The organism is Streptomyces sp. NPDC045701 (assembly GCF_056432045.1).
This window is the reverse complement of record NZ_JBWKJV010000016.1, coordinates 95,191-112,012: the sequence shown is the minus strand read 5'-3', so window position 1 is coordinate 112,012 and position 16,822 is coordinate 95,191. Positions and strand designations below refer to the sequence as shown.

The following is a 16,822-nucleotide window of genomic DNA, read 5'->3' as shown; positions in this document are numbered from 1 at the left end:
CCTAGGCCGCAGGGCTCAGGTATCTAGAAGAGTTTGCCGGGGTTGAGGATGCCGAGGGGGTCGAAGGCCCGCTTGATGTCCCGCTGCAATTCCAGTCCCACCGGCCCCAGTTCACGGGCCAGCCACTCCTTCTTCAGTACGCCGACGCCGTGTTCGCCCGTGATGGTGCCGCCGAGCTCCAGCCCGAGCGCCATGATCTCGTCGAACGACTCGCGGGCACGCCGGGATTCGCCGGGGTCGGTGTGGTCGAAGCAGACGACGGGGTGGGTGTTGCCGTCACCCGCGTGCGCGCAGACGCCGATGGTCAGGTCGTACTTCGCCGCGATGGCGGCCGTCCCGTCGAGCATCGCCGCGAGCCGGGAGCGCGGGACGCACACGTCGTCGATCATCGTCGCGGACTTGACGGCCTCCAGGGCGGTCAGCGACATCCGCCGGGCCTTCAGCAGCATCTCCGACTCGGCCGCGTCCTCGGCCGGCACCACCTGGGTGGCCCCCGCGGCCGTGCACAGCTCGCCCACCGCGGCCAGGTCGGCCGCGGGGTCGGGGGTGTCGAACGCGGCGAGCAGCAGGGCCTCGGTCGACTCGGGCAGGCCCATCCGCCCGAGCCGGTTGACCGCCCGCACGGTCGTCCGGTCCATGAGTTCGAGGAGCGACGGGGTGTGGCCGCGCTCCATCACCGCGCACACCGCCTCGCACGCCGCCGCGGCGGACGGGAACTCCGCCGCCAGCACCAGCTGTCGCGGAGGGCGCGGGCGCAGCGCCAGAACGGCCCGTACGACGACGCCGAGGGTGCCCTCGGAGCCGACGAACAGCCGCGTCAGGTCGTACCCGGCGACGCCCTTGGCGGTGCGGCGGCCGGTGGACAGCAGGCGGCCGTCGGCGAGGACGACGTCCAGGCCGAGGACGTACTCCGCCGTCACCCCGTACTTGACGCAGCACAGGCCGCCGGACGCGGTGCCGATGTTGCCGCCGATCGTGCACATCTCCCAGCTGGAGGGGTCCGGCGGGTAGTACAGGCCCTGCTCGTCGACCGCGCGGGACAGGGCGGCGTTGACCACACCCGGCTCGACGACCGCGATCCGGTCGACCGGGTTGATCTCCAGGATCCGGTCCATCCTGACGAGGGACAGCACGATGGCGCCGTCGGAGGCGTTCGCCGCGCCCGACAGGCCCGTCCTCGCGCCCTGCGGGACGACCGGCACGCGCAGCGCGGTCGCCGTGCGCATGACGTGCTGGACCTGCTCGACGGTGCTCGGCAGGACGACGACGGCGGGTGTGCCCGCGTCGCAGAAGCTCGCCATGTCGTGGGCGTAGGAGGCGGTGACGTCCGGATCGGTGAGCAGGGCCTCCGGCGGGAGGCCGGCCCGGAGGCGGGTCAGCAGGTCGTCCATGATCCCAGCCTGGCATCCGGGGCCATCGGTGTGAACCCACCGGGGGATCGGCTCGCGGTGCGCCGGGTGGCTCGTCGTACGGACGCGCCGTGTGCCGCACAGTGACGGCATGAAGACGGAACGGGTCCCACAGATCGTCCTGGGCGCCGGCGCGGGCGCGGTGCTGGCCGGAGCGGCCGTCCTGTTCGTACCGGCCGGCCTCGGCGCGGACGCGCCCGCTCCCGCCCCCGGCCCCGTAGCCCGGGCCGTGGCGGCGGCGCGCGCGGGCGCCCAGGCGTCCCTGCCGGAGCTGGCCGCGCTGATCGGCGACCGCGAGAAGTGGCTGCGGGCCCACCCGGGCGACGACGCGTCGTGGGCGGTGCTGGGCGCCGCGTACGTGGAGCGTGGCGCGCGCAGCGGCGACACCGCCTCGTACGTACGGGCCGAGAAGGCGCTGAAGCGGTCCCTGGCCGCCTGGCCGGCCGGCCGGGGGAACGTCGACGCGCAGCTCGGCATGGGCGCGCTGGCGAACGCGCGCGGCGACTTCCGGGCCGCCCGGAAGTGGGGCGAGGCGGTACGGAAGTCCTCGCCGCGCCGCTGGCAGGCGTACCCGGTGCTGATCGACGCCTACAACGGGCTCGGCGACCACGTGTCCGCCGGGCGGGCCATGGAGCGGCTGCGCGCGCTGCGCGGCGGGGCGCCCGCGCTGTCACGCGCCTCGATGGTGTACCGGGACCGGGGCTGGCGCGAGGACGCGTCGGCCCTGGCGTACGACGCGGTCGCGCTGGCCGCCACCCCGGCGGAGAAGGCCGCGTGCCTGGTGCGGCTCGGCGACCTGGCGTGGGAGCGTGGCGAGCCCGCGGAGGCCGTCGCCTCCTACGCGCCGGCGCTGCGGCTCGTACCGGGCCACGCGCCGGCGCTGGCCGGGCGGGCGCGGGCGCTGGCGGCGCTCGGCCGCACGGACGAGGCGGTGCGGGACTACGGGGCCGCTCTGAAGGCGCTGCCGCTGCCGCAGTACTCCCTGGAGGCGGGCGAGCTGTACGAGTCGCTGGGCCTCGACGAGGACGCGCGCACGCAGTACGAGGTGCTGCGCGTACGCGCCATGGATGCGGGGACGCACGGCGTGAACGGCGCCCTGGTGCTGGCCCGCTACGAGGCGGACCACGGCGACCCGGACGCGGCGGTCGGGCGGCTGCGCGCCGAGTGGGCGAAGGGGCACCGGTCGGTGCACGTCGCCGACGCGCTCGGCTGGGCGCTGTACCGGGCGGGGCGGGCGGAGGACGCGCTGCCGTACGCCCGGCGAGCCACGGAACAGGGCCTGCGCAGCGCGCTGTTCGCGTACCACCGGGGCCGGATCGAGCAGGAGCTGGGCCGGTGGGGCCCGGCCCGGCGGCACATCGCCGAGGCGCTGCGGATCAACCCGGCCTTCTCGCCCCTGCTGGCCCCGGAGGCCCGCCGGGCGCTGGCCTCGCTGGGCGAGCCGCCGGAGGGCGGGCCCGCGGGACGGTGACGCCCCGGGGCCGCGCCGAGCGCCGGTGCCGGTGGGCGTCCCTGGGGACGGTGCCCGCTCCCGGGGGGCGTCCGGCGCCGTCGTGCCGCGCGTGCCCGGCGGGCGCCCGACCGCCCGCCCGGCACCCCGTACCGGGCGGGCGGTGTCCGGGGGTGTCAGAGGTTGCCCCGCTTGGCCTGCTCGCGCTCGATCGCTTCGAAGAGCGCCTTGAAGTTGCCCTTGCCGAAGCCCATCGACCCGTGCCGCTCGATCATCTCGAAGAACACCGTCGGACGGTCCTGGACCGGCTTGGTGAAGATCTGCAGCAGGTAGCCGTCCTCGTCGCGGTCGACGAGGATCTTCAGCTCCCGCAGGGTCTCCACCGGCACGCGCGTCTCGCCGGCCCACTCGCCGAGGGTGTCGTAGTACGAGTCGGGGGTGTCGAGGAACTGGACGCCCGCGGCCCGCATCGTGCGGACGGTGTGCACGATGTCGTTCGTGGCGAGCGCGATGTGCTGGACCCCCGCGCCGCCGTAGAACTCGAGGTACTCGTCGATCTGCGACTTCTTCTTCGCGATCGCCGGCTCGTTGATCGGGAACTTCACCTTGAGCGTGCCGTCGGCGACGACCTTCGACATCAGCGCCGAGTACTCGGTCGCGATGTCGTCGCCCACGAACTCCTTCATGTTCGTGAAGCCCATGACCTTGTTGTAGAAGGCCACCCAGTCGTTCATCCTGCCGAGCTCGACGTTGCCCACGCAGTGGTCGATGGCCTGGAAGGTGCGCTTGGCGGGCGGCTCGACGATCGGGGACGCGGTGACGAAGCCGGGGAGGTACGGGCCGTCGTAGCCGGAGCGGTCCACCAGGGTGTGGCGGGTCTTGCCGTACGTGGCGATGGCGGCGAGGACGACGGTGCCGTGCTCGTCCTTGACCTCGTACGGCTCGGTGATGCCGGTCGCGCCCTGCTCGACGGCGTAGGCGTACGCCTTGCGCGCGTCCGGCACCTCGATGGCGAGGTCCACGACGCCGTCGCCGTGCTCGGCGACGTGCTCGGCGAGGAAGCGGCCCCAGTCGGTGGAGGGCTTGATGACGGAGGTGAACACGAAGCGGGCGCCGCCGTTGGCCAGGACGTAACTGGCGGTCTCGCGGCTGCCGTTCTCCGGTCCGGAGTAGGCGACCAGCTTCATGCCGAAGGCCGTGGAGTAGTAGTGCGCGGCCTGCTTGGCGTTGCCGACGGCGAACACGACCGCGTCCATCCCCTTCACCGGGAAGGGGTCGGCCTGCCGGGCGGTGTCGGGGGTGTGGGAGATGGTCTCAGTCATGGCGGCAGGCTCTCTCCGATTGGCAAGGTGCGCAATAGTTCGCGCAGAGGCTGGGCAATCTGACCACCGGGTGGGCAGGATGTGCGGGCGTTCTGTACAGGGTGACCACTGGGAGGCGGCTGTGGCGATCGATCATCTGGACGGCAGGCTCATCACGCTGCTGGCGCGGGAGCCGCGCATAGGTGTCCTGGAGGCCTCGCGCCGGCTGGGCGTGGCGCGCGGGACGGTGCAGGCGCGGCTGGACCGGCTTCAGTCGAACGGAGTCATCCGGGGGTTCGGTCCGGAGGTGGATCCGGCGGCACTGGGCTACCCGGTCACCGCGTTCGCCACGCTGGAGATCAAGCAGGGGCAAGGCGCCGACGTGCGGGAGCACTTGGCGGGCGTACCTGAGGTGCTGGAGCTGCACACGACGACCGGTCACGGGGACATGCTGTGCCGCCTGGTGGCCCGGTCGAACGCGGATCTCCAGCGGGTGATCGACCGGGTTGTCGGTTTTGATGGCATCGTGCGGGCCTCCACGGCGATCGTCATGGAGAACCCCGTGCCCCTGCGGATCATCCCGCTGGTGGAGCAGGCCGCGTCGGAGGAGTGAGACGAGGGAGCGCGCGTGGGCTTCTGGGAGTACCTGGTCGCCAGGCACCCGCAACTCTTGACGGACGCGTTGCAGCACGTCAGCGCGGTGTTCCAGTGCATGGTGATCGCCACCGCGATGGGCGTGGCGATCGCTCTGGCCACGTACCGCACCGGCTGGGCGGGGAACCTCGCCATCATGTCCACGGCGACGGTGCTCACCATTCCCTCGCTGGCGCTGATCGGCCTGCTGATCCCGGTGGTGGGGCTCGGTGTGCCGCCGACGGTGATCGCGCTGGTGCTGTACGGGCTGCTGCCGGTGGTGCGCAACGCGGTCGTGGGTCTGCGGGGCGTCGACCCGGCCCTGGTGGACGCCGCCAAGGGCATCGGGATGTCGCCGGCCGCCCGGCTGGCGCGGGTGGAGCTGCCGCTGGCGTGGCCGCCGATCCTGACGGGCATCCGGGTGTCGACGCAGATGCTCATGGGGATCGCCGCGATCGCCGCCTATGCCTCGGGCCCGGGACTGGGCAACGAGATCTTCCGCGGGATCGCCTCGCTGGGCAGCGCCAACGCGCTGAACCAGGTGCTCGCGGGGACGCTGGGGATCGTCGTCCTCGCTCTCCTCTTCGACGCCGCCTATGTACTGCTCGGACGGCTGACCATTCCGAGGGGGATCCGTGGGCGCGGGCATTGAGCTGGAGAACCTGTCGAAGAGGTACCCGGGCAGTCCGTCGCCGGCCGTGGACGACGTCTCGATGCGGATCGAACCGGGCGAGACGGTGATCTTCGTGGGGCCTTCGGGGTGCGGGAAGTCGACCACGCTGAAGATGATCAACCGGCTGATCGAGCCGTCCTCGGGGCGGATCAGGATCGACGACGAGGACGTCACCCGTATCGATCCGGTGAAGCTGCGCCGGAAGGTGGGGTACGCGATCCAGTCCTCCGGGCTGTTCCCGCACATGACGGTCGCCGAGAACATCGCCCTCGTACCGAAGATGGTGGGCTGGTCCAAGGCGCGGGTGCGCGACCGGGTCGAGGAGATGCTGGACCTGGTGGGGCTCGACCCCGGGGAGTTCCACGGGCGCTATCCGCGCCAGTTGTCGGGCGGCCAGCAGCAGCGGGTCGGGGTGGCGCGGGCTCTGGCGGCGGACCCCCCGGTGCTGCTGATGGACGAGCCGTTCGGGGCGGTGGACCCCATCACGCGCGACCACCTCCAGGACGAACTCATCCGGTTGCAGCACGAGTTGCACAAGACCATCGTCTTCGTGACGCACGACTTCGACGAGGCGATCAAGCTCGGCGACCGGATCGCGGTGCTGCGCGAGCGGTCCCACATCGCCCAGTTCGACACGCCGGAGGCGATCCTGACGAACCCGGCGGACGACTTCGTGTCCGGGTTCGTGGGGGCGGGGGCCGCGTTGAAGCGGCTCAACCTCACGCGCGTACGGGACGTGGGGATCGCCGACTTCCCGACGGTGTCGGTCGACGACCCGCTCCAGACGATCTTCAACCGGCTGCGCGGCGGGCCGCACAACGAGCTGCTGATGCTGGACCGGCGCGGGCGCCCGTACAAGTGGCTGCGGCGCGGCGACCTGATGCGGGCGAGGGGTTCGCTCGCGCGGGCGGGGCAGTTGGTGCACGACACGGTGACGCGGGACGCGACGCTGCACGACGCGCTGGAGGCGGTGCTCATCGACTCGGCGGGCCGGGTGGCGGTGACGGGGCGGCGCGGGGAGTACATCGGGGTCGTCGACATGGAGACGCTGATGAACTCGGTGCACGAGATGCTGGAGGCGGACCGGCTGGCCGCGATCGAGCACCAGCACGACCTGGAGGAGGCGCGCCACCACCGCACCGAGGTGGAACTGGAGGGCGGCACGTGACCCGCGGGACGGAGGCCGGGGAGGCGGCGGAGGCCGCAGGGGCCGGGGAGGCCGCGGAGGCCGCAGGGGCCGGGGAGGCCGCGGAGGCCCGGGAGGCGGCGGACGTCCGCACGGTCCGGCCCGGCGAGCGGGGCTTCCCGGGGCGGGGTGCGGCGGCGGGGCGGCGCGTCCCGGCGAGGAGGCTGGCGGTCGTGCCGGCGGTGCTGGCGGTGCTGCTGCTGGCGACGTACCTGTGGATCTCCCAGGTCCACCTGGACGCGATCGCCCGCAACGCGCTGGCGGGCGGGAACGCGCCGTTGCGGCTGTGGCAGCACGTCAGGCTCACGGCCGTCTCCACCTTCTGGGTGCTGCTCATCGCCGTCCCGCTGGGCATCGCCCTGACCCGGCGCGGTCCGAGGCGCGTGGCCCCGGTCGCGACGGCGCTGGCGAACGTGGGCCAGGCGACACCGGCGATCGGTCTGCTGGCGCTGCTGGTGATCTGGCTGGGCATCGGGCCGTCGACCGCGATCACCGGCATGGTCGTCTACGCGGTGCTGCCGGTGCTGTCCAACACCATGGCCGGCCTGCGGGCCATCGACCCGCTGTTGGTGGAGGCCGCGCGGGGCATCGGCATGTCGGCGGCGGGCCGGCTGCTGCGGGTGGAGTTGCCGCTGGCGGTGCCGCTGATCCTGGCGGGTGTGCGCACGGCGCTGGTGCTCAACGTGGGTACGGCGACGCTGGCGACGTTCGTGGGCGGCGGCGGGCTCGGCGACCTGATCACGACGGGCATCCAGACGCAGCGGATGGCGGTGCTGGTGCTGGGGTCGGTCCTCACCGTCGCGCTGGCGCTGCTGGTCGACTGGCTGGCGTCGCTCGCGGAGCTGGCGCTGACGCCGCGCGGGCTGGGGGCCGGATGAGGGCGACGGTGACGCGGTACGGGAGGGGGGCGGCGGCGCTGGCGCTGGTGGTGGCGGCCGGGCTGTCCGGGTGCGGGCTGAAGAGCGGCTCGCCGATGGCGGACGACGTGCTGCCCGGTTCGGTGGGGCGCGGGCAGCCGCTCAGGGGCGCGTCGCTGACGGTCACGTCGAAGAACTTCAGCGAGAACCTCGTCCTCGGCCACATGATCGGCCTGATCTTCAAGGCGGCGGGCGCCGAGGTGCTGGACCGGACGAACCTGCCGGGGTCCCTCAGCGGCCGCGAGGCGATCATCAAGGGGGACGCCGACGCGATCTACGAGTACACGGGCACGGCGTGGATCACGTACCAGGGGAAGCAGAAGCCGATCGCCGACCCCCGGGAGCAGTGGGAGGCGGTGCGTGACGCGGACGTGCGCAACGGCGTCACCTGGCTGCCGCCGTCGACGCTCGACAACACGTACACACTCGCGATCAACAAGAGGAACAACGCCAGGTACCGGCTGCGGACGCTCTCGGACGTGGCGGAGCTGTCCCGCCGCGACCCGTCGGCGGTGACGCTGTGCGTGGAGAACGAGTTCACGTCCCGGGAGGACGGGCTGCCGGGCATGCAGCGGGCGTACGGGATGGACGTGCCGGCCGCCAACATCCGCAAGATGGACGCCGGGATCATCTACACCCAGGTGGCGAAGTCGGGCTCGTGCCTGCTGGGCGAGGTCTACACGACGGACGGCCGGATCGAGGCGATGGACCTCGACACCATGGAGGACGACAAGCGCTTCTTCCCCCACTACAACGCGGCGCCGGCCCTCCACTCGGCGACCTTCGACAAGTACCCCGTGATCGCGGAGCTGCTCGACCCGCTGAGCGCGCGGCTGGACACGGCGGTGGCTCGGGAGCTGAACGCGCGGGTGGACGTGGGCGGGGAGGACCCGCACGAGGTGGCGAAGGAGTGGCTGGTCGAGGAGGGCTTCATCAGGGAGGGATGACGGTACGAAGCAATGGTTGCAAAGAAAGGCTTGCAAGCAGTCCTTTGCAACTCTACGCTGAGGGCATGCCCGAGCCCGAGAAGAACGACACCGGCGCGCCCCTCGTCCGGCAGCTCGACCCGCGCTCCCTGCGCGGCCTCGCCCATCCGCTGCGGATCCGCCTCCTCGGCGCCCTGCGCCACCACGGCCCCGCCACCGCCTCCCAACTGGCCGGACGGCTGGGCGAGTCCAGCGGGGCCACCAGCTACCACCTGCGGCAGCTCGCCTCGTACGGCTTCGTGGAGGACGCCCCGGAGCGGGGCAAGGGGCGCGAGCGCTGGTGGCAGGCCGTGCACCAGGGCACCTCCTGGGACCCCTCGCTCTTCGAGGAGGAGGACGCCGAGACGCGCGGCGCGGTCAACGTCTTCCTGCACGAGATCGCGACCATCCACGGCCAGGAACTGTCCACCTGGATCGGCACGATGCGCGACTGGCCCGCCGAGTGGGTCAGGAACGCCGACCTCAGCGACTTCACCCTGCGGCTCGGCCCGCGCCAGGTGCGCGAACTCGGCGAGAAGCTCCACGCGCTGATCAACGGCTACCGCGACGCCGAGCCCGACGAGGACGCCGCCAAGGTACGCCTCCACCTGCACGCGTTCCCGCAAGCCGACGACCGGAGGGACGGCTGACCGCCATGCACCCCGACATCCACCTGCGCCTGCACGCCCTGCGCGGCACCGAACTGAGGGACCGGGCACCCCACCGGTCCGCCACCCGCCGCCCCGCCGCCCGCCGGCCCGTCCGCGCCCGGCTCGGCTGGACCCTCGTCGAACTGGGCCTGCGCCTGGTCGCCGCTCCCCCGCCCCGTACCGCCCCGGTCGTATGAGCGGGGCCGGGGGGCGCCGTCCACTGGCCACCGTGCTGGCCGCCAACGCGATATCCATCAGCGGCAACGCCCTGACCCTCATCGGCGTCCCGTGGTTCGCGCTCCAGACCACCGGCAGCCCCGGCAAGGCGGGGCTCGTCGCCTTCTGCGCCACCCTGCCCGTCGTCGTCTCGGCGCTGGCCGGCGGGCCGGTCATCGACCGGATCGGCCGCCGGCGCGTCAGCATCGCCTCGGACCTGGTCTGCGCCCTGGCCCTCGCCGCGATCCCGCTCCTGCACCACGCGGGACGGCTCGACTTCTGGGTGCTGTGCGCGCTGATGGGCCTCACCGGGCTGTTCCACGCCCCCGGCGAGACGGCCCGGCACGTCCTCGTACCGGACCTCGCCGAGCGGGCCGGGACCACACTCGCGCGGGCGGCGAGTTTGTTCGACGCGGTGTCGCGGGGGGCGCGGATGACGGGCGCCGCCCTCGCGGGCCTCCTGATCGCGCTGACCGGCGCGCAGACCGTCCTGCTGCTGGACGCCGCGACGTTCGGGCTCTCCGCGCTGCTGGTCTTCGCCGGTGTACGCGGCGTGGCGGCCGCCGAGCCGCGGCGGGCCGCCGCGCCCGTGTCGATGGCGCGCTACCGGGCGGAGCTGCGCGAGGGGTACGCCTTCGTGCTCCGCTCCCGGCTGCTGCTGGGGATCACGCTGATGGTGATGTTCACCAACGGGCTCAATCTGAGCTGGAGTTCGGTGCTCCTGCCGGTGCACGCGCAGCGGAACCTGGGCGGCGCGGCGGCGATCGGCCTGATCACGGCGGTGTTCGGCGGGTGCGCGCTGCTGGGGGCGCTGGGGTACGCGACGGTGGGGCACCGGTGGCCGCGGCGTGCGGTGTTCACCGTCGCGTTCCTGCTCGGCGGGGCACCCCTGTACCTCGTCGCGGCGCTCACGGACGGCGTGCTGCCACTGGCGGCGACGGCGGCGGTCGGCGGGCTGGGCGTCGGGATGCTCAACCCGATCCTGACGACGGTGATGTACGAGCGGGTGCCCGGCGCCCTGCGCAGCCGGGTGGCGGGGGTGACGACGGCCGGGGTGCTCATGGCCACGCCGCTGGGCGGGGTCGGCGCGGGCCTGCTGGTGGAGCGGGCCGGGCTGGTGACGACGCTGCTGACGGTCGGCGGGCTGTACTTCGTGGCGACCCTGACGCCCGCGGTCTTCCCCTGCTGGCGCGAGATGGACGGTCCGGCGACCGCGCTCAGCAGCTCGGGACCTTCTTCCCCCGCTCCAGGGCGCGCAGTGACGACACCGCGTCCTTGAGCGTGGTGACGGGGACGAGCCGCAGCCCCTCGGGCTTCTCGGCCAGGGCGTCCGCGCACTCGTCCTTCGGTACGAGGAAGACCGACGCGCCGTCGCGGTGGGCGGCCTGCGTCTTGAGGGACACCCCGCCGACGGCTCCGACCGTGCCGTCGGCCTCGACGGTGCCCGTGCCGGCGATGGTGCGGCCGCCGGTGAGGTCGCCGCCCGCGCCGTCGCCGTCGATCTTGTCGACGATCCCGAGCGCGAAGAACAGGCCGGCGCTGGGGCCGCCGATGTCGGCCAGCTCCAGGTCGACCTTCACCTGTTCGGGGCTCTTGCCGAGGTGGCCGAGGGCGGCCTGGACGGCGCTGTTCTGCGACTCCCGCATCTGCCCGAGGTTGCGCTTCTCGATCTCGGCGTCGGACTTGCCGGGCGGGTAGACCGAGTCGTGCGGCAGTACGGCACGGTCACCGCGGAACCAGCTGTCGACGACGTCGCCGAGGTCGACGCCGGTGCGGGGGCCGGTGGCCACGATGGTGGTCATCAGCAGCTTGCCCTCCGTCGCCCGGACGGGCGTGCCGGAGACGGTGATAACCTGCCGGCCCCTGTGCTTCCCCAGGACGTCGCTGGTCGACCCCGGCTGCGCCAGGGTGAACGGCAGCGGCGCGACCCCGGCGACCACGAGCAGGGCGACGACGGGGAGGGCGCACAGGGCGAGGGCGCGGGGGCGCGTGAGACGGGAGAGCACGGTGCCAATCTATCGGCCGCCCACCGGGCCCCCGGCGCCCACCCGCCGCGCCGGGGGCCTCGGGGCCGGTGCGCGCCCCGGAGCGGCGCCGTCCTGGAGCGGGGGCGCCCCGGAGCGGGGCCGTCCGAATCGGGGGCGCCCCGGCGGGGGTGTCCGAATCGGGGGCGTCCCGGCCCGGGAGGCGGCGGACGTCAGCGCAGGGCGTCGGCGACCTCGCGGGCGGCGTCCACCACGCGGGGGCCGACCCGTTCCGGTACGGCGTCCGCCAGCATGACCACGCCGACGCTGCCCTCCACGCCGGTCACCCCGAGCAGCGGGGCCGCCGCGCCGCTCGCGCCGGCCTCCAGCTCGCCGTGCGTCAGCGTGTAGCCCGGCTCGCTCAGCGCGCCCTGCCGGGCGGCGAGTATCGCCCGGCCGGCCGCGCCCCGGTCCAGCGGGTGGCGGAAGCCGGCCCGGTAGGCCACGTGGTAGTCCGTCCAGGTCGGTTCGACGACCGCGACGGCGAGCGCCTCCGCCCCGTCGACCAGGGTCAGGTGGGCCGTGGCCCCGATGTCCTCGGCCAGCGACCGCAGGGCGGGCAGCGCGGCCTCGCGCACCAGCGGGTGCACCTGGCGGCCCAGGCGCAGTACCCCGAGGCCGACACGGGCGCGGCCGCCGAGATCGCGGCGTACCAGGGCGTGCTGTTCGAGCGTGGCGAGCAGACGGTAGACGACGGTCCGGTTGACCCCGAGTTTGTTGGACAACTCGGTGACGGTCAGCCCGTGGTCGGTGTCGGCGAGCAGCTTGAGGACGCGCAGTCCTCGGTCGAGCGTCTGGGATGTCTCCGCGGTCACGACGCCCTCTCCTTCGGAGTGAGTGACGGCGGACACTCTCAACGGCGGACGCGCCACCGGTCCCATCGGCGACGCACGGAGAGGCCGCCGGCAGGCCATGGCACACCGGCTGCGCTCCGCGGCGGCGCTGCCACGGGGCGTTGCATTGCGATTGCCGGGACAGTAGCGAGCCACTCCGCTCAGCGGAAGCCCTCGTCCAGAATCCGGGCGCAAGCGATTGCCGTACGGAGGTTTCGTCCCGTTTCGGGGGCACCGCGGCGACGCCCGGCCGTCCGCTCAGCGCATCCGCGTGGCCCACTCCTGGACCTTTTTGATCCGCTCCCTGATCTGCCCGGCGGTCGCCTCCGCGCTCGGCGGGCCGCCGCACACCCGGCGCAGCTCGGTGTGGATGACGCCGTGCGGCTTGCCGCTCTGGTGGACGTACGCGCCGACCATGGTGTTGAGCTGCTTGCGCAGTTCCAGCAGCTCCTTGTGCGAAACGACGGGCCGTCGCTCGGCCGGCAGTTCCAGCAGGTCGGCCTCATCGGCCGGCTTCTGCCTGCTGTGCGCGATCTGCCGTGCCTGCCGCTTGCGCAGCAGCAGCTGCACCTGGTCCGGTTCGAGCAGCCCGGGGATGCCGAGGTAGTCCTGCTCCTCCTCGCTGCCGGGGTGGGCCTGCATGCCGAACTCGGCGCCGTCGTACAGGACCCGGTCGAAGACCGCGTCGGACTCCAGCGCCTCGAAGGGCAGCGCGTCCTGCTCGCCGGTGTCCTCGTCCTGCTCCTTGTTCGCCTCGTCCATCTCCTTCTCGGACTCGGCGTACGGGTCCTCCTCGCCCTCCTTCTTGGGCTTGTCGAGTGCGTGGTCGCGCTCGACCTCCATCTCGTTGGCGAAGGTCAGCAGGGTGGGGATGGTGGGAAGGAACACGGACGCGGTCTCGCCGCGCCTGCGGGATCGCACGAACCGGCCGACGGCCTGCGCGAAGAACAGCGGCGTGGAGATCGTCGTCGCGTAGACGCCGACCGCGAGGCGCGGTACGTCGACGCCCTCGGACACCATGCGGACGGCGACCATCCAGCGGTCGTCGCCCTCGCTGAACTCGTCGATCCGCTTGGACGCGCCCGCGTCGTCGGAGAGGACGACGGTCGCCTTCGTCCCGGTGATCTCGCGGATCAGCTTGGCGTAGGCGCGTGCCGAGTCCTGGTCGGACGCGATGACCAGGCCGCCCGCGTCCGGGATGCCCTTCCGGACCTCGGTGAGTCGCTTGTCGGCGGCGCGCAGCACGTTGGGCATCCAGTCGCCGCGCGGGTCGAGGGCGGTGCGCCAGGCCTGGGACACGGCGTCCTTGGTCATCGGCTCGCCCAGCTTGGCCGCGACCTCGTCGCCGGCCTTGGTGCGCCAGCGCATGTTGCCGCTGTAGCTGAGGAAGATCACCGGGCGGACCACGCCGTCGCCGAGCGCGTTGCCGTATCCGTACGTGTAGTCGGCGGACGACCGCCGGATGCCGTCGTTGCCCTCCTCGTACGTGACGAAGGGGATCGGGTTGGTGTCCGACCGGAACGGCGTACCGGTGAGCGCGAGGCGCCGCGTGGCGGGCTCGAACGCCTCCAGGCACGCCTCGCCCCAGGACTTGGAGTCACCGGCGTGGTGGATCTCGTCGAGGATGACGAGCGTCTTGCGGTGCTCGCTGCGGTTGCGGTGCAGCATCGGGCGTACGCCGACGCCGGCGTAGGTGACCGCGACCCCGTGGTACTCCTTGCTCAGCGGCCCGGCGCTGTAGTCCGGGTCGAGCTTGATGCCTATCCGCGCGGCGGCGGCCGCCCACTGCTTCTTCAGGTGCTCGGTCGGCGCGACGACGGTGACCTGCTGCACGACGTGGTGGTGCAGCAGCCAGGACGCGAGCGTGAGCGCGAAGGTGGTCTTGCCGGCGCCCGGGGTCGCGACCGCGAGGAAGTCCCGCGGCTGCTCCTGGATGTACTTCTCCATCGCTGCCTGCTGCCAGGCGCGCAGCTTGTTCGCGGTGCCCCAGGGAGCGCGGCCGGGGAAGGCGGGCGAGAGGTGATGGGAGGCGGTAGTGGTCACGGTCTCCGACTCGGTCTCTCGGCGGTACGTACGACAACCGGGCCACCCTACCGGTGCCGCCGGCCGCGCCCGGTCCGCACCGGGCGGGACCGGCCGCGGTTGAGACCGGCGTCACACGGCCAGACCGCGCAGGCCCTGGGCGATGACCTTCACTTCGTCCGCCTCGCCCGCGGCAACGGTCACTCTGGTACTACTCCCGGTCGGCGGCAGGCTTGCCCAGCCGCGTCGCCACCCACGCCCCCACCAGCGCCACCGCCGCCATCGGCAGGAACACCGCGGCGAAGGCCGCCGGGTGCGAGCCGCCCGCGGCGGCCGGTCCGGCCGCGGCGTGGCCGGCCGCCGACCCGCCGCCCAGCGCGGCGAAGGCGGCACCGCCCAGCGTGAGGAGCACCGCGTTGGAGAGCCCGTCCGAGATCTGGAGGGCCGCCGAGTTCGTCCCCGCCTCCCCCGGCGCCGACAGCTGGAGCAGCAGGACGCTCGTCGAGGCGATCACCATGCCCATGCCGAGGCAACCCACGCCCCACGCCACGCCCACGGTCCACACCGGCACGGCGGGCAGCAGGACGGCCGGGGCGGTCGCGATGGCGGCGGTCACCAGCAGCATCCCCAGCACCATCAGCCGCTCCCGGTACGGCTCGACGCGCGGCCGCGACTGGAGGTACGAGCCCAGCGCCCACGTCGCGCCGCCCACCGCCAGCGACAGCCCGGCCAGGGTCGGGCTCAGTCCCCGCTCGGTGACCAGCATCAGCGGTACGAAGGACTCGGCGGAGATGAACGCCCCCGCCGCGAGCCCCCGCAGCAGCACCACCGACGGCAGTCCCCGCGTCGCCCGGTAGGTGCCGCGCGGCAGCAGCCCCAGCGCGGCGGGCACGAGCAGCGCCGCGCCGGCCACGGCCGGGACCAGCGACGCCCACCGGAGGTCCTGGCCGGCGTACTGGAGCAGGCCCGCGCCCAGTGAGATGCCGAGCGCCAGCCGGATGCGCCGTCCGTCGAACGGCGGCCTCGGCGCCCCCGGGTCGGCCGGCCCGGACGCCGTCCGCCGTATCGCGGGCAGCGCGAGGGCCAGCGGCAGGACGATCAGGACGGGGATGCCGACGAACACCCACCGCCACCCCAGCCGTTCGGTCACCGTCCCGGCGGCGAGGGGGCCGACGATCGAGGGGACGACCCAGCCGGCGGCGAACGCCGCCATGATCGCGGGCCGCAGCCGTTCCGCGTACGCCCGGCTGACGACCACGTACAGGCCCACGATCACCAGCCCGCCGCCGAGCCCCTGGACGGCCCGCCCGAGGACGAACAACCACATGGCCCCCGCCGTCCCCGACAGCAGCAGCCCCGCCCCGAAGGTGGCGATCCCGGCGGTGACCGGCGCCAGGGGCCCCGCGCGGTCGGACCACTGACCGGACAGCACCATGGCGAACAGGCTGGTGGTGAAGTACGCGGAGAAGCCGAACGCGTACAGCGGGACGCCGTGCAACTCCCGCGCGGCGACCGGCATCGCCGTGCCGACGGCCGTCGCCTCGAAGGCGATCAGCATCACGACGGAGACGATGCCGACGCTGAGCGCGCGGTGGTCGCGGTCGAGGACACCGCCGGGCTCCTGCGGCCCGGCGGTGGGATTCCCGGTACGGCTGGGGTCGTCCAAGGTCATGGCCCCAACCGTAAGGGGCTACAGGGGATATGGCCCCTGTCCGGGGGGCGGACGTGCCTCCGCCCTTGGTCGTACGTCCGTGAACAGCGTGTGGCAGTCGGATTGCATCCCTTCCGGCCCCGCGGCGGCGCGCACCCTACGGTCGTACCGCGAGCACCACCCACGACCGTGTGCCCGAGAGGCTCAGGGGCCGGACTGCAACTCCGGTGACGCGGGTTCGAATCCCGCCACGGTCTCCATGGCGCCCCCGGCGCCCCGGCGCCCCGGCGCCCCGGGGAGTGTCCGCAAAGGATCGGCGTCCGCCCGGAGGGCGGGCCGGGCGAGACTTCGCGGACACGACCTACGGGACGAGGGCGCGGTCCATGTCCGCCAGGATCGCGTCCACCGTGGCCTGCACCGTCAGTTCGGACGTGTCGAGCCACAGCCCGATCCGCGCGGTCTCCTCGCGCAGGCCCCGGTCCAGCCGCTCGGGCGTCCAGCCGCCGCCGTACCCGGTCTTGTCCCGCCCGGCCTCGCGCGCGGCGACCACGTCCGGCCGCGGCGCCAGCACCACGACGTGCAGCGGGCGGGTCCTCACGAGACGGGTGTAGGCGGCCAGTTCGGGCCCCAGCACCACGTCCTGGACGACGGCGGTGAAGCCCTCGTCCGCGTACGCGTCGGCGGTGGCGGCGGACAGCCGGTAGCGCAGGCGCAATTGCGCCAGGGCCTCGTCGCCCGCCTCGGGCACCATGTCGGCGCGCCCGGACACGATCATGCGGCGGAAGACGTCACCCCGTACGTGCGCGGCCCTCGGCAGCCGCTCGGCGAGCGCCTGGGCGACGGTCGACTTCCCGGCGGCCATGACGCCGGTGACGAGGACGACGGCGGACAC

Annotated in this window: 16 protein-coding genes and 1 tRNA gene; 10 read left to right on the top strand and 7 right to left on the bottom strand. The window is 73.4% G+C overall.

Translation table 11 applies throughout. From position 1 onward, the window contains the following. Positions 1–23 precede the first annotated feature (23 nt). Positions 24–1,391 (bottom strand): FAD-binding oxidoreductase, encoded by a 1,368-nt coding sequence (locus tag AC07DW_RS18985; protein ID WP_478858797.1) that lies wholly within the window; start codon positions 1,389–1,391, stop codon positions 24–26. Positions 1,392–1,500: 109 nt separating this feature from the next. On the opposite strand from AC07DW_RS18985, the gene AC07DW_RS18980 reads away from it, so the two are divergent. After that, positions 1,501–2,880: a tetratricopeptide repeat protein gene (locus AC07DW_RS18980; protein WP_478858796.1), complete on the top strand. Its 1,380-nt coding sequence runs from the start codon at positions 1,501–1,503 to the stop codon at positions 2,878–2,880. A 155-nt stretch (positions 2,881–3,035) separates the two neighbouring features. On the opposite strand, the gene hppD is transcribed toward AC07DW_RS18980, so the two are convergent. After that, complete coding sequence (gene hppD, locus AC07DW_RS18975) at positions 3,036–4,181, bottom strand: 4-hydroxyphenylpyruvate dioxygenase (protein WP_478858795.1); 1,146 nt, start codon at positions 4,179–4,181, stop codon at positions 3,036–3,038. 121 nt (positions 4,182–4,302) lie between these two features. On the opposite strand from hppD, the gene AC07DW_RS18970 reads away from it, so the two are divergent. The 8 genes from AC07DW_RS18970 (at position 4,303) to AC07DW_RS18935 (ending at position 10,679) form a co-directional block, all read left to right on the top strand. Further along, positions 4,303–4,773: an Lrp/AsnC family transcriptional regulator gene (locus AC07DW_RS18970; RefSeq protein WP_478858794.1), complete on the top strand. Its 471-nt coding sequence runs from the start codon at positions 4,303–4,305 to the stop codon at positions 4,771–4,773. A 15-nt stretch (positions 4,774–4,788) separates the two neighbouring features. Next, complete coding sequence (locus tag AC07DW_RS18965) at positions 4,789–5,445, top strand: ABC transporter permease (RefSeq protein ID WP_478858793.1); 657 nt, start codon at positions 4,789–4,791, stop codon at positions 5,443–5,445. Beyond that, positions 5,429–6,634 carry a betaine/proline/choline family ABC transporter ATP-binding protein gene (locus AC07DW_RS18960; RefSeq protein ID WP_478858792.1) on the top strand — a complete coding sequence of 402 codons (1,206 nt, stop codon included), beginning with the start codon at positions 5,429–5,431 and terminating at the stop codon, positions 6,632–6,634. The genes AC07DW_RS18965 and AC07DW_RS18960 overlap by 17 nt, the downstream gene beginning before the upstream one ends. Further along, positions 6,631–7,530, top strand: a complete 900-nt coding sequence (locus AC07DW_RS18955; RefSeq protein WP_478858791.1) for an ABC transporter permease — start codon at positions 6,631–6,633, stop codon at positions 7,528–7,530. Before AC07DW_RS18960 ends, AC07DW_RS18955 begins: the two co-directional genes overlap by 4 nt. Next, entirely contained in the window at positions 7,527–8,516 is a 990-nt protein-coding gene (locus tag AC07DW_RS18950; RefSeq protein ID WP_478858790.1) for a glycine betaine ABC transporter substrate-binding protein, read from the top strand. Before AC07DW_RS18955 ends, AC07DW_RS18950 begins: the two co-directional genes overlap by 4 nt. Positions 8,517–8,581: 65 nt before the next feature. Beyond that, positions 8,582–9,184: a helix-turn-helix domain-containing protein gene (locus AC07DW_RS18945; RefSeq protein WP_478858789.1), complete on the top strand. Its 603-nt coding sequence runs from the start codon at positions 8,582–8,584 to the stop codon at positions 9,182–9,184. A 5-nt stretch (positions 9,185–9,189) separates the two neighbouring features. Next, the gene (locus AC07DW_RS18940) at positions 9,190–9,381 is read left to right on the top strand and encodes a hypothetical protein (protein WP_478858788.1); all 192 of its coding nucleotides are present in this window, start codon (positions 9,190–9,192) and stop codon (positions 9,379–9,381) included. Further along, a complete protein-coding gene (locus tag AC07DW_RS18935) occupies positions 9,378–10,679 on the top strand; it encodes an MFS transporter (protein ID WP_478858787.1) in 1,302 nt (433 codons plus the stop codon). The genes AC07DW_RS18940 and AC07DW_RS18935 overlap by 4 nt, the downstream gene beginning before the upstream one ends. Here the strand turns inward: AC07DW_RS18935 and AC07DW_RS18930 are convergent. From AC07DW_RS18930 to AC07DW_RS18915, 4 genes are all read right to left on the bottom strand, one after another. Beyond that, on the bottom strand, positions 10,618–11,406 hold the full coding sequence (locus AC07DW_RS18930) for a S16 family serine protease (protein WP_478858786.1): 789 nt from the start codon (positions 11,404–11,406) through the stop codon (positions 10,618–10,620). The genes AC07DW_RS18935 and AC07DW_RS18930 overlap by 62 nt on opposite strands. A 191-nt stretch (positions 11,407–11,597) precedes the next feature. Beyond that, positions 11,598–12,239, bottom strand: a complete 642-nt coding sequence (locus AC07DW_RS18925; RefSeq protein WP_064072183.1) for an IclR family transcriptional regulator — start codon at positions 12,237–12,239, stop codon at positions 11,598–11,600. A gap of 276 nt (positions 12,240–12,515) precedes the next feature. Continuing rightward, positions 12,516–14,300, bottom strand: a complete 1,785-nt coding sequence (locus AC07DW_RS18920; protein WP_478858785.1) for a DEAD/DEAH box helicase — start codon at positions 14,298–14,300, stop codon at positions 12,516–12,518. A 190-nt stretch (positions 14,301–14,490) separates the two neighbouring features. Next, on the bottom strand, positions 14,491–15,951 hold the full coding sequence (locus AC07DW_RS18915; RefSeq protein ID WP_478858784.1) for an MFS transporter: 1,461 nt from the start codon (positions 15,949–15,951) through the stop codon (positions 14,491–14,493). Between the two features lie 164 nt (positions 15,952–16,115). Here AC07DW_RS18915 and AC07DW_RS18910 point away from each other — a divergent pair. Beyond that, a tRNA-Cys gene (locus tag AC07DW_RS18910) sits at positions 16,116–16,190 on the top strand. A 101-nt stretch (positions 16,191–16,291) separates the two neighbouring features. On the opposite strand, the gene AC07DW_RS18905 is transcribed toward AC07DW_RS18910, so the two are convergent. Further along, complete coding sequence (locus tag AC07DW_RS18905) at positions 16,292–16,822, bottom strand: AAA family ATPase (protein ID WP_478858783.1); 531 nt, start codon at positions 16,820–16,822, stop codon at positions 16,292–16,294.

Excerpts from the sequence above, each read along its gene's own strand:
- hppD (WP_478858795.1), bottom strand. The coding sequence starts at position 4,181 with ATGACTGAGACCATCTCCCACACCCCCGACACCGCCCGGCAGGCCGAC.
- AC07DW_RS18935 (WP_478858787.1), top strand. The coding sequence starts at position 9,378 with ATGAGCGGGGCCGGGGGGCGCCGTCCACTGGCCACCGTGCTGGCCGCC.
- AC07DW_RS18945 (WP_478858789.1), top strand. The coding sequence starts at position 8,582 with ATGCCCGAGCCCGAGAAGAACGACACCGGCGCGCCCCTCGTCCGGCAG.
- AC07DW_RS18950 (WP_478858790.1), top strand. The coding sequence starts at position 7,527 with ATGAGGGCGACGGTGACGCGGTACGGGAGGGGGGCGGCGGCGCTGGCG.
- AC07DW_RS18980 (WP_478858796.1), top strand. The coding sequence starts at position 1,501 with ATGAAGACGGAACGGGTCCCACAGATCGTCCTGGGCGCCGGCGCGGGC.
- AC07DW_RS18985 (WP_478858797.1), bottom strand. The coding sequence starts at position 1,391 with ATGGACGACCTGCTGACCCGCCTCCGGGCCGGCCTCCCGCCGGAGGCC.
- AC07DW_RS18915 (WP_478858784.1), bottom strand. The coding sequence starts at position 15,951 with ATGACCTTGGACGACCCCAGCCGTACCGGGAATCCCACCGCCGGGCCG.
- AC07DW_RS18940 (WP_478858788.1), top strand. The coding sequence starts at position 9,190 with ATGCACCCCGACATCCACCTGCGCCTGCACGCCCTGCGCGGCACCGAA.